Origin of the sequence: Streptomyces sp. NBC_00637 (assembly GCF_045161545.1) — a bacterium.
Taxonomy (GTDB): Bacteria; Actinomycetota; Actinomycetes; order Streptomycetales; family Streptomycetaceae; genus Streptomyces.
The window spans coordinates 8,513,552-8,528,385 of the sequence record NZ_CP109046.1 but is presented as its reverse complement, the minus strand read 5'-3'; the positions used below and the strand labels follow the sequence as shown (position 1 = coordinate 8,528,385).

The following is a 14,834-nucleotide window of genomic DNA, read 5'->3' as shown; positions in this document are numbered from 1 at the left end:
CGGGGGTCTGTGGTGTGCTCGTCACGCGTCTGCCGGGCGGAGCTCGATGCAGCGGGCCGCGTCGGCGCCGTACGTCCGGGCGATGCGGGCGGTCAGGTCCGCCGGGAGCAGCTGGTACTCCTGGGTGCCGACCGTCTCCAGCGCGGTGGCGGCCAGCGCGCAGCCCAGGCGGGCGGCCTGCTGCGGCGGCCACTGCCGGGCGAGGCCGGCGAGGAAACCGGACCGGAAGGCGTCGCCCGCGCCGGTGGGGTCGGCGATCTTGTCGGTGGGCACGGCCGGGACGGTCAGCCGGTCGGCGCCGCGGCGGGTCAGCACCACTCCGTCCGCGCCCCGCGTGGTGATCCAGGTGCCGACCCGGCCGAGGACTTCGTCCTCGCTCCAGCCGGTGCGCTTCATCAGCAGGGCGGCCTCGTACGCGTTGGTGAACAGCCACCTCGCCCCCTCGACCAGCCGGCGGGCCTGTGCGCGGCCGAGGCGGGCGAGTTGCTGGGAGGGGTCGGCCGCCACGGGGATGCCGAGGCGGTGGGCGGTGGCGGTGTGGCGCAGCATGGCCGCCGGGTCGTCGGCGCCGACCAGGACCAGGCGCAGGCCGCCGGTGCGGCCGGCGATCTCGGCCAGGTCGATGCGGGGGGCCTCGGCCATGGCGCCGGCGTAGAAGGTGGCGATCTGGTGGTGGTCCTGGTCGGTGGTGCAGACGAAACGCGCGGTGTGCAGGGTGTCGCTGACCCGCACCGCGGACGTGTCGACGCCGTTCGCCCGCAGCCAGGCGCCGTAGTCGGCGAAGTCCGCGCCCGCCGCGCCGACCAGGACCGGGTCGAGTCCCAGCAGGCCGAGGCCGAAGGCGATGTTGGCGGCGACGCCGCCGCGGCGCACTTCGAGCCGGTCGGTGAGGAAGGACAGGGAGATCCGCTCCAGCTGCCCGGCGATCAGCTGCTCGGCGAAGCGGCCGGGGAACACCATCAGATGGTCGGTGGCTATCGATCCGGTCACGGCGATACGCACGAGAAGTGCTCCTTGTGCCTGGGGTCGGGGCGGTCCGGGCGGCGGCCGGGGGAAGGGCCGGGGTGGCGGGAAGAGGGGGCGCCGCCGTGTCGGGGTTCTCGGCCGGTGGCGGTCAGTTCGCGCCGGCCGCCCTGCGCAGGGCGTCGACGCGGTCGGTGCGCTCCCAGGTGAAGTCGGGCAGCTCCCGGCCGAAGTGGCCGTAGGCGGCGGTCGGGGCGTAGATCGGGCGCAGCAGGTCGAGGTCGCGGATGATCGCGGCCGGGCGCAGGTCGAAGACGTCGGTGATGGCGGCTTCGATCCGCTCGACGGCGACGGTGTGGGTGGCGAAGGTCTCCACGAACAGGCCGACCGGTTCGGCCTTGCCGATCGCGTACGCCACCTGCACCTCGCAGCGGGAGGCGAGGCCGGCGGCGACGACGTTCTTGGCGACCCAGCGCATCGCGTAGGCCGCGCTGCGGTCGACCTTGGAGGGGTCCTTGCCGGAGAAGGCGCCGCCGCCGTGGCGGGCCATGCCGCCGTAGGTGTCGATGATGATCTTGCGGCCGGTCAGGCCGGCGTCACCCATCGGACCGCCGATCTCGAAGCGTCCGGTCGGGTTGACCAGGAGGCGGTGGTCCCCGGTCTCCAGTTTGATGCCGTCGTCGGCGAGCCGGTCGAGGACGGGTTCGACGACGTGGCGGCGGATGTCGGGGGTGAGCAGGGAGTCCAGGTCGATGTCGCTCGCGTGCTGCGAGGAGACGACGACCGTGTCGAGACGGACGGCCTTGTCGCCGTCGTACTCGATGGTGACCTGGGTCTTGCCGTCCGGGCGCAGGTAGGCGACCGTGCCGTCCTTGCGGACCTCGGTCAGGCGGCGCGCGAGGCGGTGGGCCACTTCGATCGGCAGCGGCATCAAGGTGGGCGTCTCGTCGCTCGCGTAGCCGAACATCAGGCCCTGGTCGCCCGCGCCCTGCCGGTCCAGTTCGTCCGCTGCCGCGGCTGCGGCCGGCCGGACGCGGGACTCGTAGGCGGTGTCGACGCCCTGGGCGATGTCGGGGGACTGCGCGCCGATGGACACCGAGACGCCGCAGGAGGCGCCGTCGAAGCCCTTGGCCGAGGAGTCGTAGCCGATCTCGAGGATCTTCTCCCGTACCAGCGAGGCGATGTCGGCGTAGGCGGAGGTGGTCACCTCGCCCGCGATGTGCACCTGACCGGTGGTGATGAGGGTTTCGACCGCGACGCGGGAGGCGGGGTCCTGGCGCAGCAGGGCGTCCAGGACGGTGTCGCTGATCTGGTCGGCGATCTTGTCGGGATGTCCCTCGGTCACGGACTCCGAGGTGAACAGGCGGCGGGACATGGCGCTCCAGGGGGCGGTGGGTGGGCGGACAGGGGCGGCGAACGCGGACGCGGCCGGCCGGGCGGCGGGCCGGCCCGGCTCGCCCCTCGCGGCCGGCCGAGGGGCGGCGCCCGGCCGGCCGCGTCCGCCAGGTCGTGTCCGCCGCGAGCCAGGCGGGACTTCGCGGAGACGGCCTAGGGGTTCGCCAGCCGGTCCTTGAGCCGGGCGGCGAGCGCGAGGCGCTGCACCTTCAGCGTGGCGGTGCGCGGCAGTTCGGCCTCGGGGATCTGGATGGGGTCGGCCAGCTGCGGGAAGCCGGCCACGGCGGCGCGCCAGCGGGCGGGGTCCAGCGGCTCGTCGCCGTGGGTGCAGACCACCGGGACCGCTTCGGCGTGGGGGCCCTGGACGACGACCAGCTCGCTCAGTTCGTGCAGTTCGGCCAGGACGGTGTCCTCGACCTCGAGGGAGCTGCGCACGCCGGGGATCATGTCGACCTCGCGGTCGAGCATGTGCAGGCAGCCGAACCTGGTGAAGTAGCCGACGTCGCCGGTACCCCACCACGGGCCGTCGCGGTTGTCGTCGTAGCGGTCCTGCTCGGCGAAGTAGGTCTTGGCCAGGCCCGGCCAGGCGACCTCGATGCGGCCGGGGTGGTGCGCGGTGGGCCGCTTGCCGTCGCGGCTGACGACGCGGACCTTCGCCGATCCCAGGGGCATCTGCCAGCCGACGCAGCGGCCGTTGGCCTTGTGGGCGGTGCGGGGGAAGTAGGCGCGTCCGACGGCGGGTCCGACCTCGCTCTGCCCGTAGATCTGGAAGAACAGCGCGCCGCGCCGCCGGGAGGACTTCAGCAGCCGGCTCATCGTCGCGGGGTGGATCGCGTCGAAGGTGCTGCTGAAGTACTTCACCGAGGCGAAGGGCCGGCGGGGGTCGTCGGCCAGTGTCTCCCACGCCATCAGCGCGTTGGGCAGCGCCTCGACGAGTCCGGGCCGGTTCTCGAGGAACACCTCGGCGACCGCGTCCGGGTCCGACTCGTTCACGAGCACCACCGGCATCTCCTTGAGGAGGGCCAGGGCCATCGCCGCGACGTTGCGGGAGTGCACGAAGGGGATGGCGATCGCGGCGGTCTCCTTCTTCCGCATGAGCGACAGCAGGCGCCACTGCGGCCTGAGGCGGATGCCCTGGGTGCGGGGGGTGTGCACGACCAGCTTGGGCAGTCCGGTGGTGCCGGAGGTGTGGGTGATCACGGCGGCCTCGTCGAGGGGCCGCACCACCGGCCGCACCCGCGGCGCGCCGGCGAGGGCGCCGAGCGACACCGCGTCCGCCCGCTCGCCGCAGACGATGAGCACCCGCCGGGTCAGTCGCGCGACCGGTACCTCGGCCAGCACGTCGAGCTTGTGTGTGTCGGTGAGCAGGTTGGGCCGGTCGATGCGTTCGAGCAGGGCGCCCACCGTCCTGGCGTCCAGGCCGGGCGAGAGCATCACCGGCACCGCGCCGATCCGGGAAGCGGCGCAGGCCAGCATCCACACATCGGCGTTGGCCCTCTTGTGGAGCACGATGTGCTCGTCGGGCCGTACACCCGCCGCCCACAGCCGGGCCGCGAGGTCGTCCACGAGGTCGGCGAGGTGGGCCGTCGTCAGGTGCCGGCCGGCTTCGGGCAGGACGTCCAGATCGTGGTCGAGGGTGATCGGCGTGGACGCGTTGACGGCCGCGGCCATGGCCGGCAGCAGGCCGATGTGAAGACCGCGCTTCTGTATCGATTGATAGGCCACAGAGCCCTTCATCGGGTCTGTCTCCTTTACGGTGGGCGATGGGTGTTCGGGCTGTTCGCCGGCTCGGTGCGGGATGCCGGGACGCGCACGGCGGACCCCGCCCGGGGGGCGGGTCGAGGTCCGTCTGTCGCGGGCCGAGGGGTTTGCGCACGCGGGCGGGTGCGGTGGCCGGCCGGTGGGGACGGTGCGGGCCGCGCGGCGTGTCGGTGGCGCGCGGGCACCGCGTCGGTGGCGCGCGGGCACCGCGCTCGTATCGTGCGCGGGCGCCGCGCTCGTGTCGTGCGGGGTGCGCTCGCTTTGGAGGGTTGTCAGGCCGCGCGGCCGGCTTTGAGCGCCGCCGCCGTCTCGGTGACACGGCGGGCCTGGTGGCGGGCCGCCTGGAGCACCGTCTCGGTGGGGCCGCCGGCGCTGCCGCCGACGCCGGTGACGTGCGAGGTGCCGTACGGGTTGCCCGTGCGGAACTGGACCGGGTCGGTGTAGCCCGGCGGGACGATGATGGCGCCCCAGTGGTAGAAGGTGTTGCTCAGCGCCAGGATGGTGGACTCCTGGCCGCCGTGGGCGGTGCCGGTGGCGGTGAACGCAGAGACGACCTTGTCGGCCAGGGCGCCGGCCTGCCACAGGCCGCCCGTGGTGTCGATGAAGGCCTTGAGCTGGCTGCACACGTTGCCGAAGCGGGTGGGGGTGCCGAACAGCAGCGCGTCCGCCCAGCTCAGGTCGTCCAGGGCGGCCTCCTCGATGTCGGCGGTGTCCTGGAGGTGGCGGGCCCAGGCCGGGACGGATTCGACCGCCTCCGGCGGGGCCAGCTCGCGGACCTTGCGCACGCGTACGCTCGCGCCGGCCCGGTGCGCGCCCTCGGCCGCGGCCAGCGCCATGGTGTGCAGGTTTCCGGTGGCGCTGTAGTAGATGACGCAGACGTTCACGGATGCCATGGGGGTTTCCTCGCTACCGGGCGACGACCAGGGTGGCGGGCTCGGCGGTGTGGAACGAGACGTCCTCGAAGCCGGCCTTGAGGAGCCAGTCGCGGTAGTCGCCGCGCCGCCAGGTGCTGCCCTGCCGGGTCTTGAGCAGCATCTCCGAGGCGAAGATGAGGGGGAAGGCCGGGCCGCCGCGGTCGTCGTCGACGACGTAGTCGTTGACGACCAGGGTGCCGCCGGGTTTGAGGGCCTGGCGCAGTCTGGTGAAGACCTCGATGTTGCTCTCCGGGCCCTCCTGGTGGGCGATGTGGGAGTAGACGGCGACGTCGTACCGCGCGGTGCCGAAGTCGGTGGTGTGGAAGTCGCCGTCGAGGGTGGTGAAGCGGTCTCCGACGCCGCGTTCGTCCAGCAGCCGGCGGGCGATCTCGTTGATGGGCGCCCAGTCGAGCTGCACGGCGCGGGCGGCGGGGTTGGCCTGAAGCCAGATGCCCGAGTAGATGCCCGAGCCGCCGCCCACGTCGAGGATGGAGATCTCGCCGGCGCCGGCGAGGCCGAGGACCTCGGCGGCGATCGAGGCGGCGGGCACCGACTGCGCGGCGATGGCCGTGACGATGCCTTCCCAGTGCGGGTTGTTGGCGACCTCGACCACCACGTCCTTGACCGGTCCGCCGACGCGGACCACTTCGGCCAGGTCGCTCAGGGCGCTCATGTGCGTGAGCTTGAGCCGGGCGAAGGGGGCCAGGGAGACGGGGGTGTCGTCGACCAGGTAGGCGGACGTCTCGGGGGTGTTGCGGTAGCGGCCCCCGTCGAGTTCGACCAGGCCGACGCTGACGAGCCCGTCGAGGAGGGTCTGGGCGCCCCGCTCGGAGATGGCGGCGCGCCCGGCGATCTCGGCGGCCGAGCCGGCGCCGTCGTCGAGGTGGGTGAAGAGCGAGTGGGTGGCGGCCGCGGCGAGGACCGCGGTGGCCCAGTAGCCGTTGATCAGCCGCATGATGCCGACGGGCGAGGGGCGGTCGTTCGTCATGCTGTTCCTCCGAGGACCCGGGTGGTGGCGTGGGTGCGTACCGCGCCGCGCAGGGCGTCCACGACCCGTTCGACCTGGTGCGGTGCGAGTTCCGCGTGCATGGGGACGGCGAGCTGGCGTGCGAAGAGGTCCGCCGAGACCGGGCACTTCTGCTGTGCCTCGAACACCGGCTGCACGTGGGCGGCGAACGTGCCGTGTCCGCAGCCGATGCCCTGGCCGCGCAGTTCGGCGGCGACCGCGGCGCGGTCCACGCCCGCGTCCAGCGTCACCATGTAGGTCTGCCAGGCGTGGGTGCGGTCCCGCGGGACGGACGGGACCGTCAGGAGCTCCTCGCCGGCCAGGAGTTCGCCGTACTGCGCGGCGATGGCGCTGCGGCGTTCGAGGAGTTCACCGATCCGGCCGAGCTGCACGCGCAGGATCGCCGCGGCGATGTCGGAGAGCTTGAAGTTGTAGCCGATGCCGGTGAACGTCGGGATGGGCAGGCCGACGACGTTGCCCATGTCGAAGATGCTGCCGATGCCGAAGGAGGAGCGCAGCCGCGCGTCCTTGCCGATGCGCGGGTCGCGGGCGAGGAGCGCGCCGCCCTCCCCGCTGGAGGCGCCCTTGCGTCCGTGGAAGGACAGACAGCCCACCTCGGCGAGCGCGCCGGCCTGGCGGCCCTGGTAGGTCGCGCCGACCGCGCAGGCGGCGTCCTCGACGAGGAACAGGCCGTGGCGGTCGGCGATCGCCTGCAGTTCGGTGTAGTCGGCGGGCATGCCGACCGTGTCCACCGCGACGATCCCGACGGTGCGCGCGGTGACCAGGTCGGCCACCGCCTGCGGGTCGATGGTGTAGGTGTCGGGGCGTACGTCGGCGAAGACGGGGGTGGCGCCGACGTAGAGCGCGGCCTGTGCGGGCGCGGGGAACCCGTAGTCGGCGACGATCACCTCGTCGCCCGGCCCGACGCCGAGCGCGAGCATGGCCAGGTGCAGCGCGGCGCCGCAGTTGCTGACCGCGACGGCGTCGCCGACGCCGTACCTCTCGGCCAGTTCGGTCTCCAGCGCCTTGCCCTGGGGGCCCTGGCCGGCGGGCCAGCCGGAGGCGAACACCTCGGCGACGGCGGCCAGTTCGCGTTCGCCCAGACTCGCGTGGACCAGCGATATCGGTTCCATCGAGGTCACCTCCCCCTCTGCTGCGCGTGTGTGTGCCGGCCGGCGGCGGGGACGGCGGTGGCGGGTGGTTCGTAGCGCAGCGGGGTGAGCTGGCTGACGTCGTAGCGCCGGCGCATCTCCGCCACGGCCGCGGGGTCCACCGCGCCGCCGCGCGACCAGATCTGCGCGATCTCCTCGAAGTAGTCCTCGTGATCGGGCGAGGGGAAGCTCTGGAAGAGCATCTTCACCGGCTTGTCCGTGGCGTTGCGGAACGCGTGCGGGGTGCCGGGCGGCACGAACATGCAGCTGCCCTCCCCCGCGCGGACGACGCGGTCGCCCGTGGCGGACTCCCAGTGGTGCCAGGTGTCCTTGGTGCGCTCGGTCGGCTCGAAGCACAGCAGGTCCAGCTCGCCTTCCAGGACGTAGAAGAACTCCTGGCCTCGTTCGTGCACATGGGCCCCGACATCGAAGCCGGGCGGGACGACCACCTCGAACACCGACAGGGCGGATCCCATCTCCTTCGTGGCCTTGAACGTCACCTCCTGCGCCGGGGTGATCAGCTTGCGCCCGGCACCCGCCGGGAGGATGAGGTCGGTCATGGGCTTCGCTTCCTTCGTCCGTGCACGGGGCTCAGGCCACGGTCTGGGGGACGTCGGCGGCCCAGGTGCCGAGCGCCATCTCGGCGGTGATGCCGGGGCCGAAACCCGCGATCAGACCGGTGGCGCCGGGGGTCGGGGTGTCCTCCTCGAACAGCCGGCGGGCGGCTTCGAGTACGACGGCGCTGGCGATGTTCCCGTACTCGCTCAGGGTCGACCAGCTGTGCCGGAACACGTCGCGGTCGACGTCGAGGAACTTGGCGAGGTCGTCGAGGATGCGCGGTCCGCCGGCGTGGATGATGTAGAAGTCGAGCTTGCCGGCGTCCCAGCTGTGGTCCTTGGCCAGCTCGCGCAGGACCGGGGCGAGCGGCTCCATCGTGCCGGGCACGCGGCGGTCCAGCTGGAAGTGGAAGCCCGTGTCCTTGACGGCGTAGGAGATCCAGTCCTCGGTGTCGGGGATGAGGTAGGAGGCGTTGCGCTCCAGCTCGATGCCGGTGCCGCCGGCGCCGCGTACGACGGCGGCGGCGACCGCGTCACCGAACAGGCCGTCGGACAGCAGCGAGCCGATGTCGTCGGCCTCGGGCTGGTAGCACAGGGAGCACAGCTCGCAGGAGACGATCAGGACGTTGCTGCCGGGGTGGGCCACGCAGAAGTCGTGGGCCCGGTTGATCGCCGCTCCGCCCGCCGCGCAGCCCAGCTGGGAGATGGGTATCTGCCGGGTGTCCGAGCGGAAGCCCATCTTGTTGATCAGCCAGGCCGTCAGCGACGGCATCAGGAAGCCGGTGCACGACACGTAGATGATCGCGTCGATGTAGGGGGCCGTCAGCTCGGCGTTGGCCAGGGCCTCCTCGATGACCTGGGGGGTGCGCTTCTTCGACTCGATCTCGTAGATGCGGTTGCGCTCTTCGAAGCCCGGGTGGCGGAGCGTCTGCTCGATGGGCTGGACGATGTGCCGCTTCTTCACGCCGGTGTTGCGGATCAGGCGGAGGGCCAAGGGAAGCTGCGGCTTGCCGGCATGCGCTTTTTCCGCAAATTCCAGAGTCTCTTCCACCGTGATGACATATTCCGGCGCGCTCATCGCCGGTTTGCATAGCCTGGGCATATCCGGAATCCACTTCTCTTGGAGTCTCGACAGCAAGGGCAGTAGGACGTCGAGCTGACGAAGGGTCACCATCGCTGGCCGGTCGGCGCGTTGACGCGCGGCCGGGGCGGGTGGCACCGGGCCGCGCCGCCCTCCTCGGCGGTACGGCCGGCTGGCGGGGCGGCCGGTTGGCGGGCTGCGGGGTCGGCCGGTTGCCGGTTGGCGGATCGGCACGGAAGGCGGCCGCGACGGCGGACGGCGTGACGGGCCCGGTGAATGGTCCGGGCCCGAGGACGGTCCGGCCCCCGGCTCCCACCGGGCTCCCCCGGCGGCGCCCTTGCGGGACTGCCGGGACGGCGAGGTACGCGGGGCCGGGCGGGGCCGGGCGGGGCCCGCGGTGAACCGTCGGACCGGCGGGTGGTGGGGCCGCCCGCACACACGGGCCGGCGAGGGCGGGGCTGTCCGCGTCTCACGGCCGGCCTCGGCAGCACCGCTCACGCCCCACGCGACGCACACACACGGCGCGTTCGCGCTCCACGTGGCCGGCGGCGGGTCCGTCACCCTGCCCGGCCCGGCCGGTCCGACGTACGCCGGGACCGTGCCGACGGCCTTCGGGCCGAAGGCGGCCGTTCGACGGGATCCGCCGGAAGCTGCCCGGATGTGCCGGGAGTTGACGGGGCCCGCCGGGGTTTCTCCGGCTTCACCGGATCCCAGAGCGCCCCGGTCTCGCCTGCGCGAACCGGCGGACAGCGCTCAACCCATGGCCTCGCGGCTGTTTTTGGGCAGGGGATAGATGCCGGAATCGTGACACAGGCAGCGGACCCCCGCCAAGCGCTTCCCCAAGTGACCCAAGTCACAGGCCTGGTGGGCCGTTTTCCGCCCGGCACGGCGAAGTACCCGGCGCACGCGGGCCGGGGCGCCCCGCCCGGGCGACCGCCCGCCAGGGGCCGGTCCGGACGCACGGCCCCGCCGGGCGCCCCGCACGCCCACCTGTGGTGCGAAGCCCCCAACCGGCCTGCTCCGGTGGCCTCTTCACCGGCGGGCGGGCGGCCGGGGGCGGGCACGGCCCTGGTAGCGTGCCGCGAGGCCTACCGTCTCGGCGCCGTGACGGTAGGCGCCGGCCGGCCGTTCACGGGGAGCCGGTCAGGACCCGGCCGCCCCGGGTCCGCCCTGCCGGGCGCGGCACCCGGGAAGGACGCCGGGCCCGCCCGGGCACGTCCCGTTGCCGGTCCCCCGTCTGTCACATTCGCCGGCTTTGGTCTGTCAGACACGCGAGGCACTGGTGGGAGGGTGTGACCCGATGAACGAGAACGAATGGCTGGCGGCTCGATTCGAGACCGACCGCCCCCGTCTGCGGGCGGTGGCATACCGGGTGCTCGGCTCGCTGACCGAGGCGGACGACGCCGTGCAGGAGGCCTGGCTGCGGGTCACCCGCTCCGACGCCGACGCGGTGGAGAACATGAGCGGCTGGCTCACCACCATCGTGGCCCGCGTGTCGCTGAACATGCTCCAGTCGCGCAAGTCGCGCCGCGAGGACCTGGTGGACGCCCCCGAGGACGACGGCTCGCACCGCCTGGGCACGGCCGCCGACCCGGAGCAGGAGGCGTTGCTCGCCGAGTCGGTCGGGGCCGCGATGTTCCTCATCCTCGACACGCTCACGCCCGCCGAGCGGCTGGCGTTCGTCCTGCACGACATGTTCGCGGTGCCCTTCGAGGAGATCGCGCCGATCGTGGACCGCACTCCGGCCGCGGCCCGGCAGCTGGCCAGCCGCGCCCGCCGGCGCTTCCAGCGGCAGGGCGTCGCCCCGCAGGATCGGGACACCGCCCCGCACTCTCCCGGCACCGGCCCGCGGGACGTTCCGGTCCAGGACGAGGGCGCCGACACCGCCCAGGCCGACAAGGCCGATTCCATCCGCGCCTTCCTCACCGCCTCGCGCCAGGGCGACTTCGAGGCGCTGCTGGCCGTGCTCGCCCCGGACATCGTGGTGCGCGCCGACCGGGCGGCCGTGCAGATGGGCCTGGCCACGGGCAGGGCCGTGCCCGCGGAGATCCGCGGCGCCGACGCCGTCAGCCGCGCCTTCACCAGCTTCACCCTGGCCCCGGTGCCCGCCCTCATCAACGGGTCCGCCGGGCTGGCCTACGTCCTGGACGGCGTGCCGCAGGGAGTGTTCCGCTTCCACGTCGCCGGCGGCCTGATCACCGGCATCGACCTGCAGGCCGACCTGACCGGACTGGACGTCATCGTCCTGTAGCCATCCTGGCCCGGCCCCGAAGGGCCGGGCTCGGAGGGCCGGACTCGGAGGGCCGGGCTCGGAGGGCCGGGCTCGGAGGGCCGGGCTCGGAGGTGGATCACACCGAACCGCCGGGGCAGGTACCCGGCAGCGCGTAGGGGGCGGTCCCGCACGGGACCGCCCCCTCCCTTTCCTCTTTCCCCTCCCCTCCCCTGCTCCTGCTCCTGCTCCTGTCCTGCCCTGGGTGGCGGCGTCGCCGCGCTCCGGTGCCGCCGCGCCCCTGAGGGTGGCTGGAGGATCGATGGGCGATGGCTCGGTCCCGCATGGTGGCCGCTTGGCCCGCGGTCCTTCGGCTCGTAGGGTCGCGCTCAGTGACTGAGGCACTGTCTGCCCGACGCCGTGCAGGAGATACCGGCGGGCGGTTCGAAAGAGTCGTCTCACCAGGGGCGTTCGGTGACCGGACACGGCCTGAACAAGGCCTCGGCAGGGCCGCAGCCCGGCAGTCGGCCGGGCGCCCGTCCGGTGCGGCCGGGCGACCACACCAGGCCATGACATGGGGAGTTCACGGATGGCGAACGAGCCCGGGTATCCGGATGCGTGGCGCATCGCGGAGTTGGAGCGCGAGGTGCGGGACCTGCGCCGCACCAACGAGGCACTGCGCGGATATGCGGCCAGAGAGCCCGAACTCCCGCGCGGCGTCACCGAGGACGTCCCGCACGGCGCCGGCCGCGTCACGGCCACGCCGGCCGGGCACGCGCAGGACGCCCGGTGGGCGCCGCAGCGGTCACCGCTGATCCCCGAAGCGGCCCGTCCCCTGGTCGGGTTCCGCGCGCTGGGCCCGATCGAGGCCGTCGTCGGCGGCCGCCGTGTCGACCTGGGAGCACCCAAGCAGCGCGCCCTGCTGGCGCTGCTGGTCAGCAGGGTGGGCGAGCCGGTGGCCGTGGACGTGATCGTCGAGGAGCTGTGGGCCGGGAAGCCGCCGCCGTCGGCGATCGCCTCGCTCCAGGCGTATGTCGCCAACCTGCGGCGGGTGTTGGAGCCCGGCCGCGCCCCCCGGACCCCGCCGGCGGTGCTGCGCACCTATGGACGCGGCTATCTGCTGGACAGCGGGGTCGTCGAGGTCGACGTGCACCGCTTCAGCGAGCGGGCGGTCGCCGGCTGGCAGGCGCTGGACTGGGGCGATCCGCAGTGCGCGGTCGAGGAGTTCGAGGCGGCGCTGGCGCTGTGGCGCGGGCAGGCCTACGCCGAGGTGGCCGACACCGGCTGTGTGCGGCCGGACGTGGCACGGCTGGAGGAGCTGCGGCTGTCCGTGGTCGAGGGGCGCTGCGCGGCCCTGCTCGCGGCCGGCGCCCACGAGATCGCGGTGGCCGAACTCGAGGCGTTCATCCAGGCCCACCCCTTGCGCGAATACGGCTGCGAGCTGCTGAGCCTGGCCCTCTACCGGGCGGGCCGGCAGGCCGGCGCGCTGGCGGTACTGCGCACGAACAAGAAGCGGCTGGCGGACGAGCTGGGGGTCGATCCGCGGCCGGCGCTGCAACTGCTGGAGCGCCGGATACTCAACCAGGCACCGTCACTGGACTGGCGGCCGCATCCCCGGACGGTCGCGAAGTCCGCCTGACGTCAGCCGAGTCGGCGAACAGGGGGCGGCGGCCCGTCCCTTGTCGGCGGAGCCCGCGCGTTCGCGGCCGGGCGGTGCACGGGGTGACGGCGCGGGGGCCGGGCTCGACCGGACCTCGAGTCTGTCGGCCGATACTCGGTCTCCGGGACGGCGCGGGCCCACGCAAGCCGGAACCTCGAAAAACGCCGAGTCGGCAAAGTGCCGCCCGGCCTTCGCAGGATCGTCCGGGCTGTGCGGAAACTCCCTGCTCGCGGGGCGAGGTCCGCTCCGTGCCGGGGTGGCGGGGCCACTGCCCGGGTGATGCCGAACAGCGCTTTGCGCTCCCGGAAGACACCGATCCCCATGCCGTTCCCCCGAAGTGTCAATCCGGGCCATCCACTTGGGCCGACCGTCCGGGCCGCTCGTGCGGCCCGAACACTTGGGGCTGGTGGGGCGGATGCCGCTATGCCGTTATGCCGCTGTCGATGACGACCAGGGAAGTTGACCTCATGACCAGCATCCGCACCCGCACCCGCATCAGTCCCGGGCAGGCCGTCGAGGAGGCGCTGCGCCGCTTCTTCGCCGAGCGCCGCACCGAGGCCGAGGGGATCGGCGCTCCTTGCGCCGACGTGGTCGACGACCTGGAGAACTACGTGCTGCGCGGCGGCAAACGCGTACGCCCCACCTTCGCCTGGCTGGGCTGGCTCGGCGCCGGCGGCGACGAGGACGGCCCCACCGCAGAAGCCGTGGTCCACATCGGGGCCGCACTGGAGCTGTTCCACGCGTACGGCCTCATCCACGACGACGTCATCGACGCGTCTCCGACGCGCCGGGGGGCGCCGGCCGCGCATGTGCTGTTCGCCGACCGTCACCGTGAACGGGGCTGGAACGGCGAGCCCGAGCTGTTCGGCACCGGCACCGCGATCCTGGCCGGCGACCTCGCCCAGGGCTGGGCCGACGACCTCGTACGCCGCTGCGGCCTGCCCGCCGCGGCCCACGCCCGCATCACCCCCGTCTGGTCCGCACTGCGCACCGAAGTCCTGTGCGGACAACTCCTCGACATCACCGCCGAAGCCGCCGGCGCCGAAGACCTCGACACCCCCCGACGCGTCAACCGGTACAAGACCGCCTCCTACACCGTCGAGCGGCCCCTGCACCTCGGCGCCGCGATCGCCGGCGCCGACGACAACCTCATCACCGCCTACCGCGCCTTCGGACGCGACATCGGCATCGCCTTCCAACTGCGCGACGACCTCCTCGGCGTCTTCGGCACCCCCGAGGAAACCGGCAAACCCTCCGGCGGCGACCTCGTCCAGGGCAAACGCACCGTCCTGCTCGCCGCCGCCCTCACCCACGCCGACACACACGACCCCCACACCGCCACCCTCCTGCGCGCCGGCATCGGCCACCCCCTCGACGACGACGAACTCACCACCCTGCGCACCCTCATCACCAGCACCGGAGCCGTCGACCACGTCGAAGCCGACATCACCCGCCGCACCCGACGCGCCCTGGCCACCCTGCACGCCAGCACCGCCACCGACCACGCCAAACAACAACTCACCACCATGGCCGTCCACGCCACCCAACGAACCTCATGAACCATGCGGTCGGCCCGGCGCCGGTCCCCGGCTCGGTGGAGTCGGGGCCGCCGCCCTCCTGCGGCGGTTGTCCCCCGCCCCCGGCCGCCGGGTTTCGGCGCGACGGGTCGTGGCCCGCACCCAGGCGTCAGCGCGTGGCACCCCGGCGCATGCCCAACACGGCTGTCTGACATGGCCGTTGAGCCGCGGTGAGGAGACGGGTGATGGTGGGTGCCGGCGTGCCGTGGTGACCGGCGCCGACGCCGGCGCGTCGCCGGCCGGCGTGGGCCAGGTCACCTGGCGGGGACCCTTGGCGCGGTGATGACGGCCGTGTCACACTGCGGGCACGCCTCCCCTGCCCACAATCGGCTGTACGCCGGCGGGAGGTGCGGGGGCCGCCGGTCCACCCGAGGAGCGCGGGATGCGCTCCGGCCCCCGACGCTCGTGCCGCTCTCGGCGCGGAACACCGCCCTACGCCGAACGAGCCGCCGTACGCCGCCTGTTCACGGCCGTCCGCGAGAGCGCCGACGCCCCGCCGTGCCGCTCGGGCGCAAACCACCGCATGCCGAATCGGCCGCCGTGGCGCGCCGTGACGCCGA

Annotated in this window: 11 protein-coding genes; 3 read left to right on the top strand and 8 right to left on the bottom strand. The window is 73.4% G+C overall.

The features are described from left to right. Window positions 1–21: 21 nt before the first annotated feature. The 8 genes from OG440_RS37705 to OG440_RS37670 form a co-directional block, all read right to left on the bottom strand. Complete coding sequence (locus OG440_RS37705; protein ID WP_406004751.1) at window positions 22–1,002, bottom strand: carbohydrate kinase family protein; 981 nt, start codon at window positions 1,000–1,002, stop codon at window positions 22–24. Between the two features lie 112 nt (window positions 1,003–1,114). Then, on the bottom strand, window positions 1,115–2,338 hold the full coding sequence (gene metK / locus OG440_RS37700; protein ID WP_406004752.1) for a methionine adenosyltransferase: 1,224 nt from the start codon (window positions 2,336–2,338) through the stop codon (window positions 1,115–1,117). A 173-nt stretch (window positions 2,339–2,511) separates the two neighbouring features. Continuing rightward, window positions 2,512–4,095 (bottom strand): class I adenylate-forming enzyme family protein, encoded by a 1,584-nt coding sequence (locus tag OG440_RS37695; RefSeq protein ID WP_406004753.1) that lies wholly within the window; start codon window positions 4,093–4,095, stop codon window positions 2,512–2,514. 296 nt (window positions 4,096–4,391) lie between these two features. Next, window positions 4,392–5,012, bottom strand: coding sequence for an NAD(P)H:quinone oxidoreductase (gene wrbA / locus OG440_RS37690; protein ID WP_406004754.1), 621 nt, complete (start codon window positions 5,010–5,012; stop codon window positions 4,392–4,394). Between the two features lie 13 nt (window positions 5,013–5,025). Beyond that, a complete protein-coding gene (locus OG440_RS37685) occupies window positions 5,026–6,021 on the bottom strand; it encodes a methyltransferase dimerization domain-containing protein (RefSeq protein ID WP_406004755.1) in 996 nt (331 codons plus the stop codon). Next, complete coding sequence (locus OG440_RS37680; RefSeq protein WP_406004756.1) at window positions 6,018–7,172, bottom strand: DegT/DnrJ/EryC1/StrS family aminotransferase; 1,155 nt, start codon at window positions 7,170–7,172, stop codon at window positions 6,018–6,020. Before OG440_RS37680 ends, OG440_RS37685 begins: the two co-directional genes overlap by 4 nt. Before the next feature lie 5 nt (window positions 7,173–7,177). After that, the gene (locus OG440_RS37675) at window positions 7,178–7,750 is read right to left on the bottom strand and encodes a cupin domain-containing protein (RefSeq protein WP_406004757.1); all 573 of its coding nucleotides are present in this window, start codon (window positions 7,748–7,750) and stop codon (window positions 7,178–7,180) included. A 31-nt stretch (window positions 7,751–7,781) separates the two neighbouring features. After that, window positions 7,782–8,849, bottom strand: a complete 1,068-nt coding sequence (locus tag OG440_RS37670) for a type III polyketide synthase (RefSeq protein WP_406004758.1) — start codon at window positions 8,847–8,849, stop codon at window positions 7,782–7,784. 1,279 nt (window positions 8,850–10,128) lie between these two features. On the opposite strand from OG440_RS37670, the gene OG440_RS37665 reads away from it, so the two are divergent. From OG440_RS37665 to OG440_RS37655, 3 genes are all read left to right on the top strand, one after another. Then, on the top strand, window positions 10,129–11,079 hold the full coding sequence (locus OG440_RS37665) for a sigma-70 family RNA polymerase sigma factor (protein ID WP_406004759.1): 951 nt from the start codon (window positions 10,129–10,131) through the stop codon (window positions 11,077–11,079). A 547-nt stretch (window positions 11,080–11,626) separates the two neighbouring features. Further along, window positions 11,627–12,676 carry a BTAD domain-containing putative transcriptional regulator gene (locus OG440_RS37660; protein ID WP_406004760.1) on the top strand — a complete coding sequence of 350 codons (1,050 nt, stop codon included), beginning with the start codon at window positions 11,627–11,629 and terminating at the stop codon, window positions 12,674–12,676. A 488-nt stretch (window positions 12,677–13,164) separates the two neighbouring features. Then, a complete protein-coding gene (locus tag OG440_RS37655; RefSeq protein ID WP_406004761.1) occupies window positions 13,165–14,256 on the top strand; it encodes a polyprenyl synthetase family protein in 1,092 nt (363 codons plus the stop codon). The last annotated feature ends 578 nt before the right edge of the window (window positions 14,257–14,834 follow it).